The sequence below is a fragment of the Streptococcus agalactiae genome (genome assembly GCF_949788565.1).
Classification (GTDB): Bacteria; Bacillota; Bacilli; order Lactobacillales; family Streptococcaceae; genus Streptococcus; species Streptococcus agalactiae.
Genome location: NZ_OX460931.1, coordinates 1,435,999 through 1,462,120, shown reverse-complemented (window position 1 = coordinate 1,462,120; position 26,122 = coordinate 1,435,999). Strand labels below are relative to the sequence as shown.

At 34.2% G+C, this 26,122-nt stretch carries 30 protein-coding genes and 2 pseudogenes; 27 read left to right on the top strand and 5 right to left on the bottom strand.

Going from position 1 to position 26,122, the window contains the following annotated elements:
* The 15 genes and pseudogenes from QOR44_RS07475 to QOR44_RS07405 all read left to right on the top strand — a co-directional run bounded on the left by QOR44_RS07475 (position 1) and on the right by QOR44_RS07405 (position 14,275).
* Positions 1-1,383: an MFS transporter gene (locus QOR44_RS07475; protein WP_000958259.1), complete on the top strand. Its 1,383-nt coding sequence runs from the start codon at positions 1-3 to the stop codon at positions 1,381-1,383.
* Positions 1,384-1,593: 210 nt separating this feature from the next.
* On the top strand, positions 1,594-2,019 hold the full coding sequence (gene rplK / locus QOR44_RS07470; protein WP_001085803.1) for a 50S ribosomal protein L11: 426 nt from the start codon (positions 1,594-1,596) through the stop codon (positions 2,017-2,019).
* A 103-nt stretch (positions 2,020-2,122) separates the two neighbouring features.
* Positions 2,123-2,812: a 50S ribosomal protein L1 gene (rplA, locus tag QOR44_RS07465; protein WP_001085664.1), complete on the top strand. Its 690-nt coding sequence runs from the start codon at positions 2,123-2,125 to the stop codon at positions 2,810-2,812.
* A gap of 388 nt (positions 2,813-3,200) precedes the next feature.
* Positions 3,201-4,817: a nickel ABC transporter substrate-binding protein gene (nikA, locus tag QOR44_RS07460; RefSeq protein WP_001883389.1), complete on the top strand. Its 1,617-nt coding sequence runs from the start codon at positions 3,201-3,203 to the stop codon at positions 4,815-4,817.
* Entirely contained in the window at positions 4,804-5,748 is a 945-nt protein-coding gene (locus QOR44_RS07455) for an ABC transporter permease (RefSeq protein ID WP_000281512.1), read from the top strand. Before nikA ends, QOR44_RS07455 begins: the two co-directional genes overlap by 14 nt.
* Positions 5,748-6,555: pseudogene (locus QOR44_RS07450) on the top strand (ABC transporter permease). Before QOR44_RS07455 ends, QOR44_RS07450 begins: the two are co-directional and overlap by 1 nt.
* Positions 6,543-7,331 (top strand): ATP-binding cassette domain-containing protein, encoded by a 789-nt coding sequence (locus QOR44_RS07445; RefSeq protein WP_000436154.1) that lies wholly within the window; start codon positions 6,543-6,545, stop codon positions 7,329-7,331. Before QOR44_RS07450 ends, QOR44_RS07445 begins: the two are co-directional and overlap by 13 nt.
* On the top strand, positions 7,318-7,998 hold the full coding sequence (locus QOR44_RS07440) for an ABC transporter ATP-binding protein (RefSeq protein WP_000959458.1): 681 nt from the start codon (positions 7,318-7,320) through the stop codon (positions 7,996-7,998). The genes QOR44_RS07445 and QOR44_RS07440 overlap by 14 nt, the downstream gene beginning before the upstream one ends.
* 120 nt (positions 7,999-8,118) lie before the next feature.
* On the top strand, positions 8,119-8,847 hold the full coding sequence (gene pyrH, locus QOR44_RS07435) for a UMP kinase (protein ID WP_000433491.1): 729 nt from the start codon (positions 8,119-8,121) through the stop codon (positions 8,845-8,847).
* Between the two features lie 15 nt (positions 8,848-8,862).
* Positions 8,863-9,420 (top strand): ribosome recycling factor, encoded by a 558-nt coding sequence (gene frr / locus QOR44_RS07430; RefSeq protein ID WP_000159519.1) that lies wholly within the window; start codon positions 8,863-8,865, stop codon positions 9,418-9,420.
* Positions 9,421-9,537: 117 nt separating this feature from the next.
* Entirely contained in the window at positions 9,538-10,392 is an 855-nt protein-coding gene (gene cvfB / locus QOR44_RS07425) for an RNA-binding virulence regulatory protein CvfB (RefSeq protein ID WP_001094275.1), read from the top strand.
* Positions 10,393-10,529: 137 nt separating this feature from the next.
* Positions 10,530-11,039, top strand: a complete 510-nt coding sequence (gene msrA, locus QOR44_RS07420) for a peptide-methionine (S)-S-oxide reductase MsrA (RefSeq protein ID WP_141444595.1) — start codon at positions 10,530-10,532, stop codon at positions 11,037-11,039.
* Positions 11,036-11,251 (top strand): YozE family protein, encoded by a 216-nt coding sequence (locus QOR44_RS07415; protein ID WP_001232073.1) that lies wholly within the window; start codon positions 11,036-11,038, stop codon positions 11,249-11,251. Before msrA ends, QOR44_RS07415 begins: the two co-directional genes overlap by 4 nt.
* Positions 11,252-11,407: 156 nt before the next feature.
* Positions 11,408-13,180 (top strand): oleate hydratase, encoded by a 1,773-nt coding sequence (locus QOR44_RS07410; RefSeq protein ID WP_001270879.1) that lies wholly within the window; start codon positions 11,408-11,410, stop codon positions 13,178-13,180.
* Between the two features lie 123 nt (positions 13,181-13,303).
* The gene (locus QOR44_RS07405; protein ID WP_001158919.1) at positions 13,304-14,275 is read left to right on the top strand and encodes a PhoH family protein; all 972 of its coding nucleotides are present in this window, start codon (positions 13,304-13,306) and stop codon (positions 14,273-14,275) included.
* A 106-nt stretch (positions 14,276-14,381) separates the two neighbouring features.
* On the opposite strand, the gene QOR44_RS07400 is transcribed toward QOR44_RS07405, so the two are convergent.
* Entirely contained in the window at positions 14,382-15,185 is an 804-nt protein-coding gene (locus QOR44_RS07400; RefSeq protein ID WP_017647035.1) for a DUF4037 domain-containing protein, read from the bottom strand.
* A 191-nt stretch (positions 15,186-15,376) separates the two neighbouring features.
* Between QOR44_RS07400 and QOR44_RS07395 the strand changes: the two genes are divergently transcribed.
* From QOR44_RS07395 to QOR44_RS07360, 8 genes are all read left to right on the top strand, one after another.
* Entirely contained in the window at positions 15,377-15,853 is a 477-nt protein-coding gene (locus tag QOR44_RS07395) for an NUDIX hydrolase (protein ID WP_000806809.1), read from the top strand.
* A 321-nt stretch (positions 15,854-16,174) separates the two neighbouring features.
* On the top strand, positions 16,175-16,981 hold the full coding sequence (locus tag QOR44_RS07390; protein WP_000705137.1) for a class I SAM-dependent methyltransferase: 807 nt from the start codon (positions 16,175-16,177) through the stop codon (positions 16,979-16,981).
* 393 nt (positions 16,982-17,374) lie between these two features.
* Positions 17,375-17,872 carry an rRNA maturation RNase YbeY gene (ybeY, locus tag QOR44_RS07385; RefSeq protein ID WP_001868390.1) on the top strand — a complete coding sequence of 166 codons (498 nt, stop codon included), beginning with the start codon at positions 17,375-17,377 and terminating at the stop codon, positions 17,870-17,872.
* On the top strand, positions 17,853-18,251 hold the full coding sequence (gene dagK, locus QOR44_RS07380) for a diacylglycerol kinase (protein WP_000365220.1): 399 nt from the start codon (positions 17,853-17,855) through the stop codon (positions 18,249-18,251). The genes ybeY and dagK overlap by 20 nt, the downstream gene beginning before the upstream one ends.
* Before the next feature lie 41 nt (positions 18,252-18,292).
* Entirely contained in the window at positions 18,293-19,192 is a 900-nt protein-coding gene (gene era / locus QOR44_RS07375) for a GTPase Era (RefSeq protein ID WP_000143288.1), read from the top strand.
* Positions 19,193-19,428: 236 nt separating this feature from the next.
* A complete protein-coding gene (locus QOR44_RS07370) occupies positions 19,429-19,830 on the top strand; it encodes a hypothetical protein (protein WP_000551533.1) in 402 nt (133 codons plus the stop codon).
* A 459-nt stretch (positions 19,831-20,289) separates the two neighbouring features.
* Positions 20,290-20,541 (top strand): hypothetical protein, encoded by a 252-nt coding sequence (locus QOR44_RS07365; RefSeq protein WP_000973010.1) that lies wholly within the window; start codon positions 20,290-20,292, stop codon positions 20,539-20,541.
* Between the two features lie 27 nt (positions 20,542-20,568).
* The gene (locus QOR44_RS07360; RefSeq protein WP_228761751.1) at positions 20,569-20,814 is read left to right on the top strand and encodes a CPBP family intramembrane glutamic endopeptidase; all 246 of its coding nucleotides are present in this window, start codon (positions 20,569-20,571) and stop codon (positions 20,812-20,814) included.
* A gap of 328 nt (positions 20,815-21,142) precedes the next feature.
* On the opposite strand, the gene QOR44_RS07355 is transcribed toward QOR44_RS07360, so the two are convergent.
* On the bottom strand, positions 21,143-21,337 hold the full coding sequence (locus QOR44_RS07355; protein ID WP_079263408.1) for a hypothetical protein: 195 nt from the start codon (positions 21,335-21,337) through the stop codon (positions 21,143-21,145).
* Here QOR44_RS07355 and QOR44_RS07350 point away from each other — a divergent pair.
* Positions 21,336-21,529: pseudogene (locus QOR44_RS07350) on the top strand (hypothetical protein). The gene QOR44_RS07355 and the pseudogene QOR44_RS07350 sit on opposite strands and share 2 nt — an antisense overlap.
* Before the next feature lie 49 nt (positions 21,530-21,578).
* On the opposite strand, the gene QOR44_RS07345 reads toward QOR44_RS07350, so the two are convergent.
* The 3 genes from QOR44_RS07345 to shp2 are packed head-to-tail and all read right to left on the bottom strand — an operon-like array spanning position 21,579 to position 23,512.
* Positions 21,579-21,755 carry a hypothetical protein gene (locus tag QOR44_RS07345; RefSeq protein WP_000039432.1) on the bottom strand — a complete coding sequence of 59 codons (177 nt, stop codon included), beginning with the start codon at positions 21,753-21,755 and terminating at the stop codon, positions 21,579-21,581.
* A gap of 35 nt (positions 21,756-21,790) precedes the next feature.
* Positions 21,791-23,383 (bottom strand): transglutaminase domain-containing protein, encoded by a 1,593-nt coding sequence (locus QOR44_RS07340; protein WP_000694252.1) that lies wholly within the window; start codon positions 23,381-23,383, stop codon positions 21,791-21,793.
* Between the two features lie 60 nt (positions 23,384-23,443).
* A complete protein-coding gene (gene shp2, locus QOR44_RS07335; RefSeq protein WP_132833258.1) occupies positions 23,444-23,512 on the bottom strand; it encodes a peptide pheromone SHP2 in 69 nt (22 codons plus the stop codon).
* An 87-nt stretch (positions 23,513-23,599) separates the two neighbouring features.
* Between shp2 and rgg2 the strand changes: the two genes are divergently transcribed.
* The 3 genes from rgg2 (at position 23,600) to coaE (ending at position 26,002) form a co-directional block, all read left to right on the top strand.
* Entirely contained in the window at positions 23,600-24,448 is an 849-nt protein-coding gene (rgg2, locus tag QOR44_RS07330; protein ID WP_000410031.1) for a quorum-sensing system transcriptional regulator Rgg2, read from the top strand.
* Positions 24,449-24,596: 148 nt separating this feature from the next.
* The gene (gene mutM, locus QOR44_RS07325) at positions 24,597-25,418 is read left to right on the top strand and encodes a DNA-formamidopyrimidine glycosylase (protein ID WP_001114602.1); all 822 of its coding nucleotides are present in this window, start codon (positions 24,597-24,599) and stop codon (positions 25,416-25,418) included.
* On the top strand, positions 25,409-26,002 hold the full coding sequence (gene coaE, locus QOR44_RS07320) for a dephospho-CoA kinase (protein WP_000930246.1): 594 nt from the start codon (positions 25,409-25,411) through the stop codon (positions 26,000-26,002). Before mutM ends, coaE begins: the two co-directional genes overlap by 10 nt.
* The last annotated feature ends 120 nt before the right edge of the window (positions 26,003-26,122 follow it).

The window sequence follows — 26,122 nt, the reverse complement described above, 5'->3', positions numbered from 1 at the left end:
ATGTTAACGACAAAGGAAAATTTCAAAGGAAATAACAAATTATTGGTGGGAATTGTACTCGCTGTACTATCATTTTGGTTATTTGCACAGTCTATTTTAAACATGGGACCAGATGTTCAGTCATCATTAGGTATTTCATCTGGTGCAATGGATATTGGTGTCTCAAGTACGGCATTGTTTTCAGGTTTATTTATTGTTGTAACTGGTGGTTTAGCAGATAAACTTGGTCGAGTTAAATTTACTTTTATTGGTCTTTGCTTAAATATTATTGGTTCTCTACTAATTGTTTTAGCTAATGGAGCAGTACTATTTATTATGGGACGTATTTTTCAAGGATTGGCAGCAGCTTTTATTATGCCATCAACAATGGCCTTGGTTAAAACGTACTATGATGGTAAAGATAGACAACGTGCAGTTAGTTTCTGGTCAATCGGATCATGGGGTGGCTCAGGTCTATGTTCTTATTTTGGTGGAGCGGTGGCAAGTACTCTAGGTTGGCGTTATGTCTTTATCTTTTCAATCATCGCATCAGTAGTTAGTTTTCTATTAATTTTAGGAACCCCAGAAAGTAAAAATGTTGGACAAAAAACTCACTTTGATTACCTTGGTTTAATTATTTTTATTATTTCAATGTTATCGTTAAATATTGGGATATCTATGGCTCAAGAACATGGCTTGATGAACGTTATTCCATTGAGTCTTTTTACAGTAATGCTTATTGGATTTGTTCTGTTTTATTATGTTGAAACACGTAAATCTAATAGTTTTATTGACTTTCATCTGTTTGAAAATCGATTTTACTTAGGTGCGACAATATCAAATTTCTTATTGAATGCAGTTGCAGGAACTCTGATTGTTATTAATACTTACATGCAACAAGGTCGCCAGCTAACACCAAAGGTTGCAGGTGAAATGTCTTTAGGTTATTTGGTTTGTGTACTAATTGCTATCCGAGTTGGTGAGAAAATTTTACAACGCTTTGGTGCCCGTAAGCCAATGCTTTTGGGAGCTATGAGCACATTTGTTGGGATATTTTTAATGACTTTGGTCAATATTCAAGGCCCATTGTATCTTGTGTTAGTCTTTGTTGGTTATGCTTTATTTGGGACAGGCTTGGGGATCTATGCGACACCATCAACGGATACAGCTATTTCTAGTATTCCTAATGAAAAAGTAGGTTCTGCATCTGGAATTTACAAAATGGCAAGTTCACTAGGTGGTGCAATTGGTGTAGCAACCTCAATTGCGATTTATCATGCTTTTTCTGGTAATGCAGATTTTCACAAAGCTGCTTTGTGTGGATTAATTTTAAACCTAGTTTTTTGTAGTCTATCGATCTTATCAATTCTTTTTGTTATCCCTAAGAAAATTGAGGATAAATAAATAACAATACTTGAGATTTTGAATCTCAAGTATTGTTATAATAATGTTAAAGGAATTGGGAAAGAAATTTAAAATATAATAAAATTAATAGCTTAAAACTATTGCTTTTATTTATGATTATAGTATAATGGTAAGGTATGTTATAAACATACCTGTGGGAGGTAAAAATTTCTAATTACCGCCAAAACCACAACAGGAGGATTTTTAAAAATGGCTAAAAAAGTTGAAAAACTTGTAAAACTTCAAATTCCTGCTGGTAAAGCAACTCCAGCTCCACCAGTTGGACCAGCACTTGGTCAAGCAGGAATCAACATCATGGGATTCACTAAAGAGTTTAACGCTCGTACAGCTGATCAAGCTGGTATGATTATTCCAGTTGTTATCTCAGTATATGAAGACAAATCATTTGATTTCATCACTAAAACACCACCAGCTGCTGTTCTTTTGAAAAAAGCTGCAGGTGTTGAAAAAGGATCAGGTGAACCTAACAAAACTAAAGTTGCAACAGTTACTCGTGCGCAAGTACAAGAAATTGCTGAAACTAAAATGCCAGATTTAAACGCTGCAAACCTTGAGTCTGCAATGCGTATGATCGAAGGTACTGCTCGTTCTATGGGATTCACTGTTACTGACTAATCAGAAACACCCACATAACCCGCAAGACTTCATCGTAGTTTGATGAGTGACGTGGGAGATTTTAAATCAAATCGATTGACCACATTACAAGGAGAATTTTAAAATGGCTAAAAAAAGTAAAAACTTACGTGCTGCTCTTGAGAAAATTGACAGCACTAAAGCATACAGCGTAGAAGAAGCTGTAGCTCTTGCAAAAGAAACTAACTTTGCTAAATTTGATGCAACTGTTGAAGTTTCTTATAACCTTAACATTGACGTTAAAAAAGCTGACCAACAAATCCGTGGTGCTATGGTTTTACCAGCAGGTACTGGTAAAACTTCACGTGTTCTTGTTTTTGCTCGTGGTGCTAAAGCTGAAGAAGCTAAAGCAGCAGGTGCAGACTTTGTTGGTGAAGATGACTTAGTTGCTAAAATCCAAGGTGGATGGCTTGACTTTGATGTTGTTATCGCAACACCAGATATGATGGCACTTGTTGGACGTCTTGGACGTGTCCTTGGACCTCGTAACTTGATGCCAAACCCTAAAACTGGTACAGTAACTATGGACGTTGCTAAAGCAGTTGAAGAGTCTAAAGGTGGTAAAATTACTTACCGTGCTGATAAAGCAGGTAACGTCCAAGCCCTTATTGGTAAAGTTTCATTTGATGATGCTAAATTAGTTGATAACTTCAAAGCATTTAATGATGTTATTGTTAAAGCTAAACCAGCTACTGCAAAAGGAACTTACATCACAAACCTTTCAATTACAACAACACAAGGTGTTGGTATCAAAGTTGATCCTAACTCACTTTAATCAATAAATAAAACTAGGAATTCCTTCCTAGTTTTATTTATTCTATATACTTAACCAGTTAAGATATATTTTAATAATCAAAGGATATTATATGTGTTTCTTTTGAAAAATAGCTTTTTATCTGTATTAACCTTCTTAAAGACTAATGAATGTGCGATGTATTTTAAGTGACAGACAAGAATAAGGAAAATGAAATTGGCGATATAGTATGTGACTATTATGATTATTCTTTAGCAATAATCTATTAAAATGAGTTCGCAGGGAATAAGTAAATTTTGTATCGTTGTAGATTTTTTATTTTAAGATTCTTGACAAGACATTCCTAAAATGATTTAATTAACTTTGCTTAAAAAAATAATTAATTAAACTTAAAAGAAAGTTGGTAAAAATGAGACGTAACATATTATTGAGCATTACTTGTTTATTGATGGTGACTCTGACTGCATGCCATTCACAGGATAGCAAAAGTCATAAACTAAACAGTGATAAACTCACGCTTGCTTGGGGAGAAGACTTTGGTGATGTTAATCCGCATCGCTATAACCCTGATCAGTTTGTTATCCAGGATATGGTTTATGAGGGGTTGGTACGATATGGTGACAATGGGAAAATTGAACCAGCTTTAGCGGAAAGCTGGAGCATTAGTCAAGATGGAAAAACCTACACTTTTAAATTGAGAAATGCTAAATATTCTGATGGCAGTAACTTTAATGCTGCGAATGTCAAACGTAATTTTGATAGTATTTTTTCGAAGTCTAATAGAGGTAATCATAATTGGTTTAATTTAACGAATCAATTGGAAAATTATCGTGCCTTGAATCAAAGTACTTTTGAAATTAAACTGAAACAAGCTTATAGTGCTACTTTATATGATCTCTCTATGATTCGTCCAATTCGCTTTTTATCTGATAGCGCTTTCCCTAAAGGTGATGATACAACTAAGAAGAATGTAAAAAAACCAATTGGAACGGGTCAATGGGTTGTGAAAAGTAAAAAGCAAAATGAATATATTACCTTCAAACGTAATGAGAATTACTGGGGAAAGAAACCAAAATTAAAAGAAGTAACCGTAAAAGTTATACCCGATGCTCAGACGCGTGCTTTAGCATTCGAATCAGGTGACGTTGATTTGATCTATGGGAATGGCATTATTGGTTTAGACACTTTTGCCCAATATACGAAGGACAAGAAATATGTCACAGCTATTTCTCAACCTATGTCAACAAGACTTTTGTTGCTAAATGCTAAGGAAAGTATTTTCCAAGATAAAAAAGTTCGTCAGGCAATGAATCATGCTATTGACAAGGTTTCTATTGCTAAGAACACTTTTAGAGGAACGGAAAAGCCAGCAGACACTATTTTTTCAAAATCAACACCTCACTCAGATGCTAAGTTAAATCCTTATAACTATAATGTTGATAAAGCAAATCAGCTATTGGATCAAGCTGGTTGGAAGATGGGAAAAGATAAGGTTCGTGAAAAAGATGGTAAAGCTCTAACCTTACGTCTTCCTTATATCGCCACTAAGGCAACTGATAAAGACCTGGTAACTTATTTCCAAGGAGAATGGCGTAAAATCGGTATTAATGTTTCTCTTATTGCTATGGAAGAAGATGATTATTGGGCTAATGCTAAAAAGGGTAATTTTGATATGATGTTAACCTATTCTTGGGGAGCACCATGGGACCCTCATGCTTGGATGTCGGCATTAACTGCCAAGGCAGATCATGGACATCCAGAAAATATAGCTTTAGAAAATCTAGCAACTAAAACTGAAATGGATAGACTTATTAAGTCAGCTCTAGTAGATCCTAAGGAAGAAAATGTTGATAGAGACTATAAGAAGGTTCTTGAATTATTACATGATGAGGCTGTATATATCTCATTAACTTATCAATCGGTGATTTCTGTTTATAGGAAAGGTGATTTTAAAACCATGCGTTTTGCGCCAGAAGAAAATTCATTCCCATTACGCTATATAGAAAAAAACAATGTATCTAAGTAGTTCGATCATCAAAAAAATATTGTCAGCTTTTTTGGCATTGTTTTTCATATCACTTCTAACATTTATTCTTATCAAACTATCAACAGTTAATCCAGCAGAAAATTACCTTCGTTTATCAAAAATAAGTGTTAGTCCAGAAGCGCTAAAAGAAGCAGAGCACTATTTAGGTTTAGATAAGCCATTATGGAAGCAATACTGGCTGTGGTTCCAAAAAGCATTAACAGGAGATTTTGGATATTCTTATGTGCTCAGGTTGCCGGTATTAGATTTGGTTTTACAACGGTTTTTGGCTACTTTATTTCTAGGCACGAGTGCCTTCTTGCTAATTGTTACCATTTCTACCCCGTTAGGTGTGTGGGCTGGCTTACATGAATCTGCTCGGAGTGATCACTTGATTCGATTTTTGAGTTTTTCTAGTGTGTCTATGCCAAGTTTTTGGGTTGCTTACTTGTTGATGCTGCTATTTTCGGCAAAATTAAATCTTCTGCCTGTTTCAGGAGGTAACGATTTACAAAGTTTAATTTTGCCAAGTATTACCTTAAGTTTTTCTACCGTAGGTCAATATATAGCCCTTATTCGAAAAGCTATTAGTCAAGAAAATAGAAGTTTAAATGTGGAAAATGCTCGATTAAGAGGAGTAAAAGAACGTTATATTGTCACACATCACCTCCTTAGAAATGCCTTACCTGCGATAATGACGGCACTTAGCTTGACTTGGGTTTACTTATTAACAGGATCAATTATTGTTGAAGAAATTTTTTCATGGAATGGAATAGGACGTTTATTTGTGACCAGTCTAAGGACTTCAGATCTTCCAGTAATACAAGCTTGTATGCTAATTTTTGGAACCTTATTTTTAGCTAATAATTTTATGACACAGTGTCTTATGAATTGGGTTGATCCTCGGTTACGAAAGTCAAGGGAGAAATAATGTCAAAAAGAATTTATTTTTCGAGTAGCTTACTGGTATTGTTAGTGATTAGTGCCATTTTTGCCCCTATTCTATCTAGCTTTGATCCACAATACGTAGATTTATCACAAAAATTATTGGCTCCCAATAATGTTCATTTGTTAGGAACTGACCAATTGGGTAGAGATGTGTTATCACGCTTGCTTTATGGTGCTAGATATTCACTGTTTTTAGCTATTATTATTAGCTTATTGGAATTAACGATTGGTATGTTTGTGGGTCTTATTGTTGGTTGGTATCAAGGAAAGTTAGAAAACCTCTTTTTATGGATAGCTAATATTATTTTAGCTTTTCCGAGCTTTTTGCTCTCTCTTGCAACCGTGGGGATCTTAGGTCATGGTCTAGGGAATTTAATTTTTGCAATTGTCTTTGTGGAATGGGTTTACTATGCTAAATTAATGACCAATTTAGTTAAGAGTGCAAAAAAAAGAGCCTTATGTGATAAATGCGCAAATTATGGGACTTTCGGTCTGGCATATTTTAAGAAAACATATTTTTCCTTTTGTGTATCAGCCAATTCTCGTTATGGTCCTTATGAATATAGGAAATATTATTTTAATGATTTCTGGCTTTTCTTTCTTAGGGATTGGTGTGCAACCTAATGTCACAGAATGGGGAATGATGTTGCACGATGCTAGAGGATATTTTAGGACAGCTACTTGGATGATGTTATCTCCTGGAATTGCGATTTTTTTAACAGTATTTTCCTTTAATACTTTAGGCGATGCCATAGATAAAAAAGATTGGAAACGACAATGGAACAGTTAGAAATAAGGAATTTGTCATTACAGATAGGAGAGGTCCCTGTACTAAGAGATTTTAGTTGTAAAATAGATATGGGAGAATCGCTAACTATTATTGGTGAGAGTGGTTCAGGGAAAACCCTCTTGGCAAAATTGTTGGTTGGTCATATTCCACAAGGTATGACAGTTAGAGGAAACATATTTTTTAAGGGAGCTGATTTAGGTAAACTAACTGTAAAACAGTGGCAGAAATTAAGGGGACGAGATATTGCCTATTTAGTGCAAAATCCCATGTCTATGTTTAATCCTTTTCAAAAAATTGAAGCGCATATTTTGGAAACAATCCTTAGTCATGAGAAATGTTCAAAGAGAGTAGCCTTATCTAAAGCGTTGGAATGGATGAAACGTTTAAATTTAGATGATGCGATATCCCTGTTAAAAAAATACCCCTTTGAGCTTAGTGGAGGAATGCTACAAAGAATTATGTTAGCCACTATATTATCTCTTGATCCTCAGGTAATCATATTAGATGAGCCGACCTCAGCGGTTGATTGTCATAATTGTTCTACTATATCAGCTATTTTGCAGGAATTGCAAAATAATGGAAAAACCTTGATTACTGTAACGCATGATTATCAGTTAGCTAGAGACCTGGGGGGACAATTATTAGTTATAAGTGAGGGAGAAGTTGTTGAACAGGGACAAACCCAAGCTATTTTAAGCAATCCTCAACATAACTATACGAAAGCACTGACAGTGCAAATGGAGTATGAAGGAGATATTCTTAATGTTGGTTTGTAATCATGTCGGAAAAACATTTGGACGACAAGAGGTTTTAAAGGACTGTCATTTTCATCTTAAAAAAGGAGAAATAATTGGTATAATGGGTAAAAGTGGCAGTGGTAAAAGTAGCCTTGCCCGACTCATTATAGGACTAGATAGTCCTACTTGTGGTTCGATATATTTTCAAGGAAAAATTTACACACCTAAAGATGGTAAGGCGCAGATTATCCTTGTTTTTCAAGATGCGCTTAGTTCGGTCAATCCATATTTTAGTATTGAGGAAATTTTGAATGAAGCTTTTTATGGAAAAAAAACAACTTTTGAATTATGCCAAATATTAGAAGCGGTGGGTTTAGATGGAACTTATCTAAAATATAAAGCTAGACAACTTAGTGGTGGTCAGCTACAGAGAGTTTGTATCGCTAGAGCTTTACTCTTAAAGCCTAAAATTATTATTTTTGATGAATCCTTAAGTGGATTAGACCCAGTAACTCAAATTAAAATGCTACGTTTATTACAAAAAATAAAACGCCGTTATGAATTAAGTTTTATAATGATTTCTCATGACCCTAAAATTTGTCAAGCTATCTGTAACCGGGTCTTTCTGATAAAAAATGGTTATTTAGTAGAAGATAATGAATTCTTGAAGAGAGCGTGTTCTACTAACTGTTTGACCAATCTCTGAATTATTATGTTTTTCTTATTTTAGGAGTTGATAAAGAAATCAACTTACTAGTGTCATTGCTCTATTAAAATTTTGCCTTTTATGGTAAAATAATAAAGACAAAATAAGGAGAACATAGTAGTGGAACCTAAATATCAACGTATATTAATTAAGTTATCTGGCGAAGCATTGGCGGGAGATAAGGGTGTCGGTATTGACATTCCTACCGTTCAATCTATTGCAAAAGAAATTGCCGAAGTACACAATTCAGGTGTTCAAATAGCACTTGTCATTGGTGGAGGTAATCTTTGGCGTGGAGAACCTGCAGCAGAAGCAGGGATGGATCGTGTTCAAGCTGATTATACAGGGATGTTAGGGACAGTAATGAATGCTCTTGTAATGGCTGATAGCCTTCAACAATATGGGGTAGATACTAGAGTTCAAACAGCTATTCCAATGCAAACTGTTGCTGAGCCTTACGTACGTGGTCGTGCTTTACGTCATCTAGAGAAGAATCGTATTGTTGTCTTTGGAGCGGGTATTGGTTCGCCTTATTTCTCAACTGATACAACAGCAGCGCTTCGTGCTGCTGAGATTGAGGCAGAAGCAATTTTAATGGCTAAAAACGGAGTAGATGGTGTTTATAATGCTGATCCAAAGAAAGATGCCAATGCTGTCAAATTTGATGAATTAACTCACGTTGAAGTAATAAAACGAGGGTTAAAAATCATGGATGCAACCGCATCAACTATTTCAATGGATAATGATATTGACCTTGTTGTTTTCAATATGAATGAGACTGGTAATATTAAGCGTGTTGTTCTTGGAGAACAAATCGGAACAACTGTTTCAAACAAAGCATCTGAATAGGAGTGTATAAAAAATATGACTAAGGAAATCGTTACAAAAGCTCAAGAGCGTTTTGAGCAATCACACCAAAGTTTATCAAGAGAATTTGCAGGGATTCGTGCAGGACGTGCTAATGCTAGCTTGCTTGATCGTATTCAAGTTGAGTATTATGGAGCGCCAACCCCACTTAACCAATTAGCTTCTATTACTGTACCTGAAGCTCGTGTTCTTTTAATTTCACCATTTGATAAATCATCAATCAAAGATATTGAGCGTGCTATTAACGAATCAGATTTAGGTATTAATCCTGCAAATGATGGTTCAGTTATTCGTCTTGTTATTCCAGCTTTGACAGAAGAAACACGTCGTGATTTAGCTAAAGAAGTGAAAAAAGTCGGAGAAAATGCTAAGATTGCTATCCGTAATATTCGCCGTGATGCTATGGATGAAGCTAAGAAGCAAGAAAAGAATAAAGAAATTACAGAAGATGACTTGAAATCTCTTGAAAAAGATATTCAAAAGGCTACTGATGATGCTGTAAAACATATTGATGAGATGACTGCTAATAAAGAAAAAGAATTGTTGGAAGTTTAATAGTAACGTTTGCTATCTTTATTATGATTGGCAAGTAATAAAATGATTATGGAGGTAACTGATAGAATCAAAACCAGATGGATTTGGTTTGTCGGTTACCTTTTTAAAAGGAGAAAAATGAATACATTATTAGCGACAGTCATAACAGGCTTAGTAACTGATGAAAACAAAGATTTTTACTTTATCCAAAAAGATGGCTTTACCTTTGCATTATCAAAGTCAGAAGGAGAGCATCACATTGGTGAAATGGTTAAAGGATTCGCCTATACAGATATGCAACAAAAAGCACGTCTTACAACTAAAGAAACATTTGCGACTCGAGATCATTATGGTTGGGGGACAGTTACTGAGGTACGTAAAGACTTGGGAGTATTTCTTGATACTGGTCTTCCAGATAAGCAAGTGGTTGTTTCTTTGGATGTTCTTCCTGAATTGAAAGAACTTTGGCCTAAAAAAGGTGATCGCCTCTACGTTTGCTTAGATGTTGATAAAAAAGATCGTCTCTGGGCTCTCCCTGCAGATCCTGAAGTGTTTCAACGAATGGCAACCCCAGCATATAACAATATGCAAAATCAAAATTGGCCAGCAATCGTTTATCGCTTAAAATTGTCAGGAACTTTTGTTTATCTACCAGAAAATAATATGCTCGGCTTTATTCACCCTAGTGAACGTTACAGTGAACCTCGTTTAGGGCAAGTGCTGGATGCACGAGTTATTGGCTTTAGAGAAGTTGATAGAACCTTAAATTTATCATTAAAGCCTCGTTCTTTTGAAATGTTAGAAAATGACGCACAAATGATTTTAACGTATTTAGAAAGTAATGGAGGATTCATGACTTTAAATGATAAATCTTCTCCAGAGGAAATTAAAGCTACTTTTGGAATTTCCAAAGGTCAGTTTAAAAAAGCACTTGGAGGACTCATGAAAGCTAAAAAGATCAAACAAGATCAGCTAGGTACAGAATTATTATAAACTTTTGAACTTTTAAAGTTTTCTCACGAGGTCATTTTAGTTATAGCTAGAATTAATGGCTAATTATAGAAAAAAGCTGAGAGGAAATTTTGGCTTTTTTTGTTATAATGTATCTATTAAAAAGAATGGAGAACGATATGGAACGTGTGATTTTTGCTGGAGGTTGTTTTTGGTGTATGGTACAACCATTTGAAGAATTAGATGGTATTGAATCTGTTTTATCAGGATACACTGGAGGACATGTTGAGAATCCAACTTATAAAGAAGTTTGTAGTAAAACTACTGGACATACAGAAGCTGTTGAAATTATTTTTAATCCTGAAAAAATCTCATATGCAGATTTAGTTGAGTTATATTGGGCACAAACAGATCCAACAGACGCTTTTGGTCAGTTTGAAGATCGTGGGGATAATTATCGTCCTGTCATCTTTTATGAGAATGAAGAGCAACGTCAGATTGCTCAAAAATCAAAAGATAAGCTACAAGCTTCGGGTAGATTTGATAGACCAATTGTAACCAGCATTGAGCCTGCTGATACTTTTTACCCAGCAGAAGACTATCATCAAGCATTCTATCGGACTAACCCTGCTCGTTACGCCTTGAGTAGTGCCAGAAGACATGCATTTCTAGAGGAGAACTGGCATTGAGAAAATCATTTTACAGTTGGTTGATGACACAAAGAAATCCAAAATCAAATGAACCAGTAGCAATCCTAGCAGATTACGCTTTTGATGAAACCACTTTTCCAAAACATAGTTCGGATTTTGAAACAGTTAGTCGTTATTTAGAAGATGAGGCCAGTTTTTCCTTTAATTTAACAGATTTTGATGATATTTGGGAAGATTATCTCAATCATTAACAATAATATAGAGATTGTATTTTCAATCTCTTTTTTAGGTTATAGAAATTGGACACATTGTCTAAGACTGTCTGAAAAGCAGGTTTTTTAATGGCAATCGTTTTCACAAAGGAGTAGAATATAGTCATCTAAAATATAGCCCTAGGGAGGTTGTTTATGAGATATACAAATGGAAATTTTGAAGCCTTTGCAAGACCTCGAAAACCTGAAGGTGTGGATAAAAAATCCGCTTATATTGTTGGTTCTGGTTTAGCAGGATTAGCTGCCGCTGTCTTTTTAATACGTGATGGTCAAATGGATGGTCAACGTATTCATATTTTTGAAGAACTACCTCTTTCTGGAGGATCACTTGACGGTGTCAAACGACCTGATATCGGTTTTGTAACGCGTGGTGGTCGTGAAATGGAAAATCACTTCGAATGTATGTGGGATATGTACCGTTCCATCCCCTCTCTCGAAGTTCCAGATGCTTCTTATCTAGATGAATTTTATTGGCTTGACAAGGATGATCCCAATTCATCTAACTGTCGCCTCATTCATAAACAGGGGAATCGCTTAGAATCTGATGGTGATTTTACACTCGGAACACATTCCAAAGAGTTAGTTAAGCTAGTCATGGAGACTGAAGAGTCTTTAGGTGCTAAAACGATTGAAGAAGTCTTTTCAAAAGAATTTTTTGAAAGTAATTTTTGGACTTATTGGGCTACTATGTTTGCCTTTGAGAAATGGCATTCAGCGATTGAAATGCGTCGATATGCTATGCGCTTTATCCATCATATCGGTGGTCTGCCTGATTTCACTTCATTAAAATTTAATAAATATAATCAATATGATTCTATGGTGAAACCAATCATCAGTTATTTAGAGTCTCACAATGTGGATGTTCAATTTGATAGCAAGGTAACTAATATCTCCGTAGACTTTAAGAACGGTCAGAAGCTTGCAAAAGCTATTCATCTCACAGTTGGTGGTGAAGCAAAAATAATTGATCTTACTCCAGATGATTTTGTTTTTGTAACGAATGGTTCTATCACTGAAAGTACGAACTATGGTAGTCATGATACTGTAGCTAAACCTAATACCGATTTGGGAGGTTCTTGGAATCTTTGGGAAAACTTAGCTGCTCAATCTGATGAATTTGGACATCCTAAAGTCTTCTACAAAGATATTCCAAAAGAGTCATGGTTTGTTTCTGCTACTGCAACAATAAAAGATCCAGCTATCGAACCTTATATAGAGCGTTTAACACATCGTGACCTCCATGATGGTAAAGTAAATACAGGAGGCATTGTTACAGTTACAGATTCTAATTGGATGATGAGTTTTGCTATCCATCGCCAACCGCATTTCAAAGAGCAAAAGGAAAATGAAACAATTGTTTGGATTTATGGACTCTATTCAAATGTAGAAGGTAATTATATTAAAAAACCAATTGAGGAATGTACTGGTCGAGAAATCACAGAAGAGTGGTTGTATCACTTAGGTGTTCCTGAAATGAAGATTCATGATTTATCTGATAAACAATATGTAAGTACAGTTCCTGTTTATATGCCTTACATTACTAGTTATTTCATGCCACGAGTTAAAGGTGACCGACCAGATGTTATCCCACAAGGATCTGTTAACCTAGCCTTCATTGGTAATTTTGCAGAATCTCCATCCAGAGATACAGTATTTACAACGGAATATTCTATTAGAACTGCTATGGAAGCTGTTTATACTTTCTTAAATATTGAACGTGGTGTTCCAGAAGTCTTTAATTCAGCATTTGATATTCGTGTCTTGTTGCAATCTTTATACTATCTCAATGATAAGAAATCTGTTGAAGATATGGATTTACCAATACCTGCCTTAATGCGTAAAGTAGGCATGAAAAAAATTAGAGGAACTTATTTAGAAGAATTACTTCGAGAAGCTCATCTTTTATAATGTAAAATAAAATCGAGAAAACTTGTTTTTCTCGATTTTTTAGTTTTACAACGACTAAAATCACCAAAGAAAATGAAATTTTGTTATAATGTAGTCACTTACTGTACGAAAAGGAAGAATAATTTGCAAGAATACTCTATCGAAATTACTTTACAACATCCAGATGATATGATGTCACTCTTTGGCAGCAATGAGCGCCATTTAAAATTAATCGAAGAAAATTTAGATGTTATCATTCATGCTAGAACTGAACGTGTTCAGGTATTAGGTGACTCTGAAGAAGCAGTAGAAACCGCTCGGTTAACCATTGAAGCATTATTAGTGCTTGTTAACCGTGGGATGACTGTGAATACTTCAGATGTTGTAACAGCCTTATCCATGGCACAAAATGGTTCAATTGATAAATTCGTTGCCCTTTATGAGGAAGAAATTATTAAGGATAGCTATGGTAACCCTATCCGTGTTAAGACTTTAGGGCAAAAAATATACGTTGATAGCGTTAAAAATCATGATGTTGTTTTTGGTATTGGGCCTGCTGGAACGGGAAAAACTTTTTTAGCAGTCACTCTAGCAGTAACGGCACTAAAGCGTGGTCAAGTTAAACGAATAATCTTAACGAGACCAGCGGTTGAAGCTGGTGAAAGCCTTGGCTTCTTGCCTGGAGATCTCAAAGAGAAAGTTGATCCTTATTTGAGACCAGTTTATGATGCCCTATATCAAATTTTAGGTAAAGAGCAAACAAGTCGCTTAATGGAGCGTGAAATCATCGAAATTGCTCCATTGGCTTACATGCGTGGTCGTACTTTAGATGATGCATTTGTCATATTAGATGAAGCGCAAAACACCACTATAATGCAAATGAAAATGTTCCTAACACGTCTTGGCTTTAATTCTAAAATGATTGTAAATGGCGATGTTAGCCAAATTGACTTACCAAAGAATGTTAAATCTGGTTTGATTGATGCTGTTGAGAAATTACGAAATATCAAAAAGATTGACTTTATTCATTTATCAGCAAAGGATGTTGTAAGACACCCTGTCGTTGCTGAAATAATAAATGCTTATTCAGATTCAGAAAGTAGTCACAAGCTATAACCTGATAATGACTGATGTTTGCCACTAGGAGACGTTGTTAGAGAGTGTGCCAATATGTAAAAAAACGCCTAATGCTTTAGGCGTTTTTATGATGGTGTACTTCAACTTAATCTATAAAGTGTTGAAAATTTTCTTTAAGCATGACGTCGAGATGCATTATTATATCGTTTAATGTTTCTTTAACAGTGTGTTCGTTGGAGTTGAGATGACATAGTTTAATGATATTTTCTTCGAAATGTTTAGGAAGCAATGTAGCATTCTTCTTAGCATAGGAAATCATTCTTTTTTCGCCAGGATGTGTCAACTTATTAAGTGCAAAGATAATATCAAAGTAGGAATCTAAGAAAGCAGTAGTTCTATGGTGAATACTAACAAAGTCTTGGCGTTTAAGGGCTTTTATAATTTGTTTATCGTAAGAGGGAAGCTTGCCAGTTAATAAGTTACGATTTTGAATGATAATTTGTTTTTGTAACTGACTGGGATAAGAAACTTCGAATCTCTCTTTGAGTGATTGTAATTGATCTTCAGGATCATAGAGTATTTGGCAATTGATGAGGTTATGCCAAAAACAAGTGGTGTATCCAATTCGAGAATTGTGGTGTTCAACAACATCTTCTAAGTCTGATAAAAAGTTATCTATGTTACGATAGAGAATATCAATATCAGTTCCGTCGTTTAAAGTACCATTATCTTCAAGCTCCCAGTAATGATTGTTAAGTTCAATGTAATGACAGTGCTTGTTAAGGATACGTTTACGACTAGTGATATCAGGAGTTGCTGCACAATAAACATACAAATCATAATCGGAAGATTGGTCAAAACTGTCACCAGAGCGTGAGCCTCCGAGTGCTACAGCAACAACATTTGGAAGTTTAGAGAAATCTTGCCAGAGTTTTGTGAAATGGTCCATAAATGCTCTCCTAAAGATGTAAAATATTGATGTGTCTCCATTCTACAGGGCTATCTCTTTTTAGTCAATAATTAATAGTAAGTTAATAAAAGAGGTAACAGTTCTCATATTCAAGAAGTGTATATGAGTGATTTGAAAAGGAGATGTTTTATGCTACAATACGTACATATTAGTTTAAACAAGGTGATAGAATGAAACAAGATTATATTTCCTACATTAGGTCAAAAGTTGGACATGAGACTATCTTTTTAACATATTCTGGTGGTATTTTGACAGATGGTAAGGGACGTGTCCTACTCCAATTAAGAGCTGATAAGAATTCTTGGGGAATTATTGGTGGATGTATGGAGTTAGGTGAGTCATCAGTAGATACATTGAAAAGAGAATTTTTCGAAGAAACTGGATTGAGAGTGGAACCAATTAGACTGTTAAATGTTTATACTAACTTTCAAGACTCTTATCCCAATGGCGATAAAGCACAAACCGTCGGTTTTATTTATGAAGTAAGCTGTCCAAAACCAGTTAATATAGAAGGTTTTTATAATGAGGAAACATTGCAATTGGACTATTTTTCTAAAGAAGACGTCAAAAATATTACGATCGTAAATGAACAACACCAATTAATTTTAGATGAATATTTTTCACAAACATTCCAAATGGGGCATTAAAAGGATAGGAAATACTAGGTGTGACTTTAAAGAATTTCTAACTTCTATTGATATATTGTTAGGCATGCTTGTAGAAATAAATGTTAAGAAAATAAGGAGTTCTCATTTGTATATTTTATAATTATTAAAAAGAAAAACAGTAGCTTGCAATAATTTAGTGACTGTTTTTTTAGAAAGCATAAGAAGTACAGAAAAAGAAAATTATGGAATATAGGATGGTGGGGATATGCTTTACTTACGGTATTGGAATGATATACTTAAAGAAATCCAGTTTTAGAAATCCATATTTATAAGTAAAATAGCATAAAGGAGAGTAGATGAATGAAGATAACATTACACGGCGTTGCTGAAACGTTATTAATCACCTTATATATTAGGGCTAAAGATGCGATGGCTAAACATCCGATACTTAATGATCAAAAATCCTTAGCAATCGTTGAACAGATAGAATATGATTTTGATAAATTCGATAATTCAGAAGCTTCTTTTTATGCAACATTAGCTAGAATTCGCGTTATGGATAGAGAAATCAAAAAATTTATTAGAGAAAATCCAAATAGTCATATCCTTTCTATTGGTTGTGGACTTGATACAAGGTTTGAAAGAGTCGATAATGGACAAATTAGGTGGTATAACCTTGATTTGCCAGAGGTTATGGAGATAAGAAAATTATTTTTTGAAGAGCATGAAAGAGTTACTAATATAGCAAAATCAGCCCTAGATGAAACTTGGACACAGGAGGTAAATCCCCAAAATGCCCCTTTTCTGATCGTGTCAGAAGGTGTTTTAATGTTTCTAAAAGAAGATGACGTAGAGACTTTTCTTCATATCCTGACAAATTCATTTAGCCAATTTATGGCACAATTTGATTTGTGTCAGAAGGAAATGATTAATAAAGGAAAGCAACATGATACAGTAAAGTATATGGATACAGAATTTCAGTTTGGTATCACAGATGGTCATGAAATTGTGGATTTAGACCCTAAATTAAAGCAAATAAATCTGATTAACTTTACAGATGAGATGAGCAAATTTGAGTTAGGCACACTTCGCTCTTTACTTCCAACAATTCGTAAATTTAATAATTGTTTAGGTGTGTACGAATATAAAGTATCTGAGAAAAAGTAGCAAAATCTATTTATATAAAGAGACATTCTAAGTGTAAATTTGTCATAATCGTTATAGCATTTGTAGCTTTGTTTATTTAGGAATTAGTTTTACGTAAGTTAGGTGCTCTAAAGTTTGTATCTTGAAGTAAATACTAATTCATAAGTCAGAATTTTATTGAAATGGATTATAAGTGTGTAATAGTGATTATTAGCTTTCTCTCCCTTTTTTAATACTCTTATGGTATAATGATGTGAAAGAATAGCTTGAAGGAAGGAAGAGAACGCACTTTTATTTTGAGAACTAGTTTTAGATAAAAGTGAAAAACTTAGGAAAGTAGATGTGTCGATTATTTAGAATTATGCAGTACACTTTATCTTTTCTAAACGTTTTGGGTCGTTCTTACTATATAAGATGTACGTTGAAATGATTGATGAAACTGGACAAGTTTCAGAAGATATCAAAAAGCAAACTCTTGATTTGTTAGAGTTTGCAGCACAAAAAACAGGTAAAGAGAATAAAGAAATGGCTGTAACGTTTGTCACTAATGAACGTAGCCATGAATTGAATTTAGAGTATCGAGATACCGATCGTCCGACTGATGTTATCAGTTTAGAATATAAGCCTGAGGTTGATATTTCTTTTGATGAAGAAGATCTGACTGAAAATCCTGAACTTGCTGAGATGCTAGAAGATTTTGATTCTTATATTGGTGAACTTTTTATTTCTATTGATAAAGCTAAAGAACAAGCAGAAGAGTACGGTCACTCTTATGAACGTGAAATGGGTTTTTTAGCTGTGCATGGTTTTTTGCATATTAACGGTTATGATCATTATACACCCGAAGAAGAAAAAGAGATGTTCAGCTTACAGGAAGAAATTTTAACTGCTTATGGACTTAAACGACAATAATCAAAAAAAATGGAAAAATCGCACCTTAACATCAAGCATGGAATTTGCTGTTACAGGGATTTTTACAGCTTTTAAAGAAGAAAGAAATATGCGTAAGCATTTGGTTTCTGCCATTTTAGTAATACTTGCTGGTCTTACTTTTCAAGTATCTATGGTGGAGTGGTTATTTCTTTTATTGAGTATTTTTTTGGTAATTACTTTTGAAATTATCAATTCAGCTATTGAAAATGTAGTTGATTTGGCAAGTAATTACCACTTCTCGATGCTGGCTAAAAATGCTAAAGATATGGCAGCAGGAGCGGTTTTAGTTATTTCCTTATTTGCCGTATTGGTGGGATTGATTATTTTTATACCCAAGATACTTGCTTTACTTTTATGATGAGAAGTATTACGAATAAATTGAATGGAGAAAGAAAAGAAATGACATTTAAGTCAGGATTTGTAGCAATTTTAGGTCGTCCAAATGTTGGAAAATCAACCTTCCTAAACCATGTTATGGGACAAAAAATTGCTATCATGAGTGATAAAGCTCAAACAACACGTAATAAAATTATGGGGATTTATACAACAGAAACTGAGCAAATTGTTTTCATTGATACCCCAGGAATTCATAAACCAAAGACCGCCCTTGGTGATTTTATGGTTGAATCTGCTTATAGTACTTTACGTGAAGTTGAAACGGTTCTTTTCATGGTTCCTGCCGATGAAAAGCGAGGTAAAGGCGATGATATGATTATTGAACGTCTTAAGGCTGCCAAGATTCCTGTTATTTTAGTAATCAATAAAATTGATAAGGTTCATCCAGACCAACTTTTGGAACAGATTGATGACTTCCGTAGCCAAATGGATTTTAAAGAAGTGGTGCCAATTTCTGCCCTTCAAGGAAATAATGTGCCAACCCTAATCAAGTTATTAACTGATAATCTTGAAGAAGGTTTCCAATATTTCCCAGAAGATCAGATTACTGATCATCCGGAACGATTTTTAGTATCAGAAATGGTTCGTGAGAAGGTACTTCATTTGACGCAACAAGAGGTTCCTCACTCAGTAGCTGTTGTTGTCGAATCCATGAAACGTGATGAAGAAACTGATAAAGTGCACATTCGTGCAACTATCATGGTTGAACGTGATAGTCAAAAAGGCATTATCATTGGAAAACAAGGTGCTATGCTCAAGAAAATAGGAAAAATGGCGCGCCGTGATATTGAACTTATGTTAGGTGATAAAGTTTACCTAGAGACTTGGGTAAAAGTCAAGAAAAACTGGCGTGATAAAAAGCTTGATTTAGCTGATTTTGGCTATAACGAAAAAGAGTATTAATGAGTTTATTTTGAGATTCGCAAGTTAGTGGGGAAGAGTTAGATAAGTTCACCGTGAGACTTGATTCGCACAGGAAAAGCAATTCACGAGGATAAAACCAACTAGTCATAACTTTACGATTATATTCACAAATCAATCAAAGGGAGCCAAACATGCTTGTTGGCTCCTTCTTAAATAAAGGAGAACACATGACTCAAGATTATATTTGCTACCGATAAAGTAGAGGAGGTGAGGATATGCATAATATACTAAGATTTTTAGGCATTGTTATTATTTCTGCAGTGATTCTATTTAGTATAGGTAGTTTCTACGATTTATCATTAATGAAAAATATACTACTTATCTGTTGGAGTTTTCTCTTTGATCTATTGGTTTTTGTCTTCAAACAAAGACAAACGACAGAAGTACTCACATGGTATCAAGTTGTTAAGCAATTTTGGTTATTTATTAAGTGTACTATTCTTATTCCTATCTTAGTTGCTTTTATTATAATGAAAGGATGTTTGACAAGTATATCAGATATATTAATTTACTTTTATTTACACCTTGTCGTTGTTTATTATACGATAGGAATGATTTTATCATTAGGTCGTATCATTTCTCCTGAACACTCTATGTTTAATAAACTTAGAAAGTGAAATGAATTATATTTAAAATTTGTTTTCAACAGAGCGGATTTGGCCATCTGTTGTTTGCCATGCCTTTCATAATTTCTCAGTAATTATGATAGTTGTTCTGTTCTCCCAATCATAAAACTTTAAATAAGATTCTATTAGTTCTTGCCTCACTCTCCTTAAGTCTCTGGTAAAAATCGAAAAGTTACCAGACTTTAAAGGGGAGTTTTTTATCTGTCAACAGTTAGTAGAAAAACGATATATTGCTCCATTTAGATTAATTATGGAGATAACCAAATAATAGCTTGTGATAAGAAGATACCTTTGAAGTTTCAGAAACAATCTGCTTTCTATCCTGCTATATTCATCTTTGCCAAAGTTGCAACAACACAATAATAACAATTGCTTGGGCATTGGGTGATTAGTTTACTATCAATAGGGTTAGAGTGGAGTTGGAGTATATGGATTGGCATTAATCTTATAATGATGATTCTGTTGAGTTATGTGCTAACAAAAACTGAGCCAATCAGTAACTACCAAGAGTCATCATCTAAGCTCAAAAAATGGCTATTTGCAATAGGTGCTTTTAGCGTTTTATTTTGCTGGGCACTACTAGTAAAAACATTTTTCCCAATAAGGCAAAACCAGAAGAGATTAATAGCTGATATGAATCAGATCAATCACTACTTTCGAGTTGTCTTATTATTGACTATCTATCTTATTGCCCCAATTTAAGAAGAGATAACGTTCAGGTTGTTTGTCATGAGAACATTTGGGAACTCCCTGAGTGGTCCCTTGGTTGTGATCTTATCTTCTATACTATTTAGCTGGTCTCACTTACATGGTCTATCTGTCGTCGACTTTGTTGTCTATTTTGGTATGGGTTTGATTTTCGCTAGTTTGCACCACTATACAAAATCCATTCATTATTCGATTGGCGAGCATATTGTTTGGAATAGTTTGTCATATATTTTTTATTTTCTAGCATTTTTGCTTGATTTACTCTAAGTAATAAGATTGAGAGACTAATCATTACTAAGACATTTTTGTCAGTTTAAAAGAGCTTTTTGGCTCTTTTGTTATTCGTTTTTTTAATGAATAAAATGTTATTATTTTATTGTTAACTAAATAAAGTTCGTAATTTTATATGATTTATATAGAATTACGAGTTTTTTTTGTTAGACTAATATGAGAAATATAGTATGACGAATTCCTAAATAAAAAATAATGAAAGGAACACGATGTTAATTTTGGAATGAGTCATTTATTAGTTAGAGGTGCTATTATTCTAGTAGTAGGGATTGTTTTTTCTGTTGCAACAGATTCAATAAGTACTTCAAGTGGGAGCTTTGGAATAGGTTATCGAGAAGAAAAGACCCAGACGTCCTTTTTGGATCAGCTGTCCCAAATGCTTTTGTATTGCGGGGAGCACAATACTGTTAGATTTACTTATACAAATAGCTTCTATATAATGAAAGATATTTATATCGCTCTGGATGGTGCTGGTAGCTCTTTGACCACTCATGATCATGCTATTCCTAATGATTAAACCAGATTATATAAGGTATTCAAAGTCATTGACGATATGCATGATACCATGTACTAACAGACTGTTTTTCATGTTCAACTGCAAGCTTGGAAATACACCATGAAATCGATTGATCAATTAGTTGTAGATGATTTGAATCATATCAGTAATGAGAAAACCACTTTGGTTAAATAAAAAGAACACTGTCAAAAATGGCAGTGTTCCTTTTTATTTTAGGAGAGAGCTAAGATTGGTCATCTAATGGGATTTCCACATGTTCAACTGTCATAGTAATGACAGGTTTGATAACACAATCTCTATCTTTAGGGATAGTCTCCTGTTGCAGAGGCTCCTCATCGCTCCAAATTTTCTTGTCAGAACAATTGGAATGTAGATAATTTGAATCAGTCTTTTTAGACATTTCATATCCTTTCCAGGCTCAATACAATTTTTGAGTTATGCACCTTGATGGCGATCAGCTGGAATATCTTTAGCTAATGCATTGTATTGACTATCCAAAAGATGATCAGCATCCATTATTGTTTTACCAACAAGGAAATATTTATTGCTTTTTATATTATTATCCCATGTTGTATCAACATAATATTTAACGCCATTAATAGTAACAATGTTCCAAGCGTGATTTCCACCTCCAGCTTGACCAGTTACATACCATACTGATAAGCCAGCAGCAGCAGCCATATCTTTAAACATTACTGCAAAGGCTTGACAAACACCACGTTTATCTTTGTAGAGTGCTTCAGGAGCATGGATACTGATACCACTAGCAGTTTCACGAGTGGTTGCCAGTTCTTCAGTCGCGTAAGTGTAATTATTAACCAAGTGGTCATGAATTACTTTAGCTTTTTCATAATCACTTGTGATATTTTTGTTAGTAATATTTTCTTTGACAAAAGAATCTACAAACTGTTTATATTCTTTATGTAATCCTACCATGTCACCTTTAAGAGTATAGGTGATTGTGATATCGCTTTTTACAATAATGCGTTGGATTTGTCCACCAAGAGTATAAGTGCTAATGTTACTTTTGGCATTGAATTCAGTTGCTGTTCCAAGTGTATCTCCAATTTCCCGGATGATGCTTCCAAGGTTTTTTTGGTATTCGTCAACTTGCTCTTGAGTTTTAAACTCCATTTGAACACTGATGTGTGGTACTTGGTTACTAATATTATTTCGTAAAACTTCTTTTAAACTATCGTAATCGGCAATATTAGCTGACTCAGGCTGTGATGCCTTTGCATCAGAGGTAGCCTGTTTTTCCTCACTCTTAGTTACTTCTTGTTTATTGCCTGACGCTTCTGATTGAGTAGTTTTTTCTTCTACTTTGTTTGCAGGAACAGAAGTATTTTCGCTAACTTTGAGAGTAGCAAGTTTAGAAGTCTCAGTTTCAATAGCCGCTGTTGATAGGGCATCTACTTCTTGTTGAAGGGTTGCCATAGCAGCTTTGTAATTATTAACTTCAGCTACAAGAGGTTCAATTTGATTTCTGAGTGAATGAAATAAATTTTCAGCTTCTTGTATAGAATTCACAGAGTTGTAGTTTACAGTTGCTAAAATAGCTTGAATTTTGTTAACAACCTGATTACGTTGCCCCACGAGCTGAGCTGCTTTATTTTGACTTGCCTGAAGCTTATTATGATTTTGGTCAATCAGATTTTGAACAGTTTGGTTAATGACATTACGTTGATTAACGATAGCATTATAGTTACTGGGAGAGAGATGACTAGCTTTCACCTGGTTAAATAATTGCTCATCTTTTTGTTTAAATAATGTTATAGCTCTATTTAACTGTTCAATAGTTGGATTAGCATTTAGTTGAGTGAATGAGTTGACATTATCAACAACAAATTGATTGAGCAAACGATGTTGTTCCTTGATGTAACTAATAAGCTGCTCTTCATTATTTTGCTTACTGATATAGTGATACTCACTGGTGGTGTCATCAGCTTTAACCTCATAGCTAATAGTTGATAGTGAACTGATAATTAAAGCTGCGGCAAGGCCACTAATAATTTTTTTAATCTTCATTAGTTCTCCTGTTATAAACTAAATAAAATGGGATTCCATAACAACCATTTGTGGGGAGTTTTATCCACCAACGATAATTAGGATATCCATGATTAATGTGAACAACAAAGCTTTGTTAATTTTTTTCATGACTATCTCCTTTCTGATTTTCTATTTTGTACTTGTATTATATAATGGATTTAAAGGGTCTTTTAAATTGTTGTGAAAGTGGGAAAAATGGAAAAAGAATTAGGAAAAACACTAAGAAGATTACGTAAAGGAAAAAAAGTTAGTATTTCTTCTTTAGCAGATGAGCACCTATCCAAGTCACAAATCTCAAGGTTTGAGAGAGGAGAGTCAGAAATTACTTGTAGTCGTTTGCTTAATATTTTAGATAAACTCAACATCACTATTGATGAATTTGTGTCGATTCATTCTAAGGCGCACACTCATTTTTTTATCCTTTTAAATCGAGTAAGAAAATATTGTGCTGAAAAAAATGTAACTAAATTAGTGGCTCTCTTAGAGGATCATAACCATAAAGACTATGAAAAGATTATGATTAAGGCTCTTATTTTTTCAATTGATCAATCAATAGAGCCTAATCAAGAAGAATTAGCACGCTTAACAGACTATCTTTTTACGGTGGAGCAGTGGGGATATTATGAAATTATTCTCTTAGGAAATTGCTCACGTCTCATTAATTACAATACTTTATTTTTATTGACCAAAGAAATGGTTAATTCGTTTGCTTACTCAGAACAAAATAAAACCAATAAAATCCTAGTTACACAATTAGCAATTAATTGTCTAATCATCAGCATTGATCACTCTTGCTTTGAGCATAGCCACTACTTAATTGATAAGGTTAGATCATTGTTACAGGATGAAGTTAATTTCTATGAAAAAACTGTTTTTTTATATGTAACTGGATACTATCATTTAAAACTTGGTGATACTTCTTCAGGAAAAGAAGATATGAGGAAAGCTTTACAGATTTTTAAATATTTAGGTGAAGATTCATTTTACAATACTTATAATGAACATTATTGTCAAAAAGTACTTGGCAATAATAAAGAATGCTGATGAGTGCAAGTTTATGAGTAGTTTTTAAAGCTTTTGTCTCAAAATGATAATAAGAAAGGAAAATAGAAATCGAATGGTCAGGTGACACCAAGAACGTTTGGAAATTATTTTTCTAAGCAATGACTATTGATTTTTAGACTATATATTTATGCCAGAATTACCAGAAGTAGAAACCGTTAGAAAAGGACTAGAAAGACTTGTAGTTAATCAAGAAATAGCTTCTATAACGATTAAAGTCCCTAAAATGGTGAAAACTGATTTGAATGACTTCATGATAAGTCTACCAGGAAAAACAATTCAACAGGTATTGAGACGAGGGAAGTATCTTCTTTTTGATTTTGGTGAAATGGTTATGGTATCACATTTACGCATGGAAGGAAAATATCTACTCTTCCCAAATAAAGTACCAGATAACAAACATTTTCACCTTTATTTCAAATTGACTAATGGCAGCACATTGGTTTACCAAGATGTCCGTAAATTTGGGACATTTGAGTTGGTTCGTAAATCATCTCTCAAAGATTATTTTACTCAAAAAAAATTAGGTCCTGAGCCAACTGCTGACACATTTCAATTTGAGCCTTTTTCAAAAGGCTTAGCAAACTCCAAAAAACCAATAAAACCTTTACTATTAGATCAGAGATTAGTAGCAGGACTTGGAAATATTTACGTAGATGAAGTCTTGTGGGCAGCAAAAATTCACCCACAGCGTTTGGCTAATCAATTGACCGAATCTGAAACAAGCTTATTACACAAGGAAATTATTCGCATTTTAACTTTAGGCATCGAAAAAGGTGGCTCCACGATTAGAACATATAAGAATGCTCTTGGAGAGGACGGTACGATGCAAAAGTATTTACAGGTCTATGGTAAAACTGGGCAACCGTGTCCAAGGTGTGGTTGTTTAATTAAGAAGATAAAAGTAGGAGGGAGAGGGACGCATTATTGCCCTCGGTGTCAATGCTTATGACAAAAATAATAGGACTGACAGGAGGGATAGCTTCTGGAAAGTCAACGGTAACAAAAATAATACGAGAATCAGGTTTTAAAGTCATAGATGCGGATCAAGTGGTTCATAAATTGCAAGCTAAGGGTGGGAAACTTTACCAAGCTTTATTAGAATGGTTGGGTCCCGAGATACTTGATGCTGATGGTGAGTTGGATAGACCAAAGCTTTCTCAAATGATTTTTGCTAATCCAGACAATATGAAGACATCAGCTAGGCTACAAAATAGTATCATTCGTCAAGAGTTAGCATGTCAGCGCGACCAATTAAAACAAACAGAAGAGATATTTTTCATGGATATTCCTTTATTGATTGAAGAAAAGTATATAAAATGGTTTGATGAGATTTGGTTGGTATTTGTTGATAAAGAAAAACAATTACAACGATTAATGGCCCGTAACAACTACAGTCGAGAAGAAGCAGAATTACGACTTTCACACCAAATGCCTTTAACAGATAAAAAAAGTTTCGCTAGTCTTATTATTGACAATAATGGTGATTTAATAACTTTAAAAGAGCAAATATTGGATGCTCTTCAACGTTTATAGAACTACTAAATGGATAATGTATTTATCCATTTTTTGTCTTTATTACACTAGTTTTAAAAAACTTGCGATTAAACCACAGTAATAGTACAATGATATAAAAGGTTTACTTTCAAAGGAGTT

Bases quoted from the DNA above. Each gene is read 5' to 3' on its own strand.
- rgg2 (WP_000410031.1), top strand. From the start codon at position 23,600: ATGGAAAAAGAATTAGGAAAAACACTAAGAAGATTACGTAAAGGAAAA.
- QOR44_RS07355 (WP_079263408.1), bottom strand. From the start codon at position 21,337: ATGATCATGAGTGGTCAAAGAGCTACCAGCACCATCCAGAGCGATATA.
- QOR44_RS07345 (WP_000039432.1), bottom strand. From the start codon at position 21,755: ATGTCTAAAAAGACTGATTCAAATTATCTACATTCCAATTGTTCTGAC.
- frr (WP_000159519.1), top strand. From the start codon at position 8,863: ATGACTAAGGAAATCGTTACAAAAGCTCAAGAGCGTTTTGAGCAATCA.
- QOR44_RS07410 (WP_001270879.1), top strand. From the start codon at position 11,408: ATGAGATATACAAATGGAAATTTTGAAGCCTTTGCAAGACCTCGAAAA.
- QOR44_RS07370 (WP_000551533.1), top strand. From the start codon at position 19,429: ATGCATAATATACTAAGATTTTTAGGCATTGTTATTATTTCTGCAGTG.
- rplA (WP_001085664.1), top strand. From the start codon at position 2,123: ATGGCTAAAAAAAGTAAAAACTTACGTGCTGCTCTTGAGAAAATTGAC.
- QOR44_RS07365 (WP_000973010.1), top strand. From the start codon at position 20,290: ATGATGATTCTGTTGAGTTATGTGCTAACAAAAACTGAGCCAATCAGT.
- QOR44_RS07475 (WP_000958259.1), top strand. From the start codon at position 1: ATGTTAACGACAAAGGAAAATTTCAAAGGAAATAACAAATTATTGGTG.
- QOR44_RS07395 (WP_000806809.1), top strand. From the start codon at position 15,377: ATGAAACAAGATTATATTTCCTACATTAGGTCAAAAGTTGGACATGAG.
- ybeY (WP_001868390.1), top strand. From the start codon at position 17,375: ATGTACGTTGAAATGATTGATGAAACTGGACAAGTTTCAGAAGATATC.
- QOR44_RS07360 (WP_228761751.1), top strand. From the start codon at position 20,569: ATGAGAACATTTGGGAACTCCCTGAGTGGTCCCTTGGTTGTGATCTTA.
- rplK (WP_001085803.1), top strand. From the start codon at position 1,594: ATGGCTAAAAAAGTTGAAAAACTTGTAAAACTTCAAATTCCTGCTGGT.
- mutM (WP_001114602.1), top strand. From the start codon at position 24,597: ATGCCAGAATTACCAGAAGTAGAAACCGTTAGAAAAGGACTAGAAAGA.
- dagK (WP_000365220.1), top strand. From the start codon at position 17,853: ATGGACTTAAACGACAATAATCAAAAAAAATGGAAAAATCGCACCTTA.
- QOR44_RS07390 (WP_000705137.1), top strand. From the start codon at position 16,175: ATGAAGATAACATTACACGGCGTTGCTGAAACGTTATTAATCACCTTA.
- era (WP_000143288.1), top strand. From the start codon at position 18,293: ATGACATTTAAGTCAGGATTTGTAGCAATTTTAGGTCGTCCAAATGTT.
- msrA (WP_141444595.1), top strand. From the start codon at position 10,530: ATGGAACGTGTGATTTTTGCTGGAGGTTGTTTTTGGTGTATGGTACAA.
- cvfB (WP_001094275.1), top strand. From the start codon at position 9,538: ATGAATACATTATTAGCGACAGTCATAACAGGCTTAGTAACTGATGAA.
- QOR44_RS07440 (WP_000959458.1), top strand. From the start codon at position 7,318: ATGTTGGTTTGTAATCATGTCGGAAAAACATTTGGACGACAAGAGGTT.
- nikA (WP_001883389.1), top strand. From the start codon at position 3,201: ATGAGACGTAACATATTATTGAGCATTACTTGTTTATTGATGGTGACT.
- QOR44_RS07400 (WP_017647035.1), bottom strand. From the start codon at position 15,185: ATGGACCATTTCACAAAACTCTGGCAAGATTTCTCTAAACTTCCAAAT.
- QOR44_RS07445 (WP_000436154.1), top strand. From the start codon at position 6,543: ATGGAACAGTTAGAAATAAGGAATTTGTCATTACAGATAGGAGAGGTC.
- coaE (WP_000930246.1), top strand. From the start codon at position 25,409: ATGCTTATGACAAAAATAATAGGACTGACAGGAGGGATAGCTTCTGGA.
- QOR44_RS07455 (WP_000281512.1), top strand. From the start codon at position 4,804: ATGTATCTAAGTAGTTCGATCATCAAAAAAATATTGTCAGCTTTTTTG.
- QOR44_RS07340 (WP_000694252.1), bottom strand. From the start codon at position 23,383: ATGAAGATTAAAAAAATTATTAGTGGCCTTGCCGCAGCTTTAATTATC.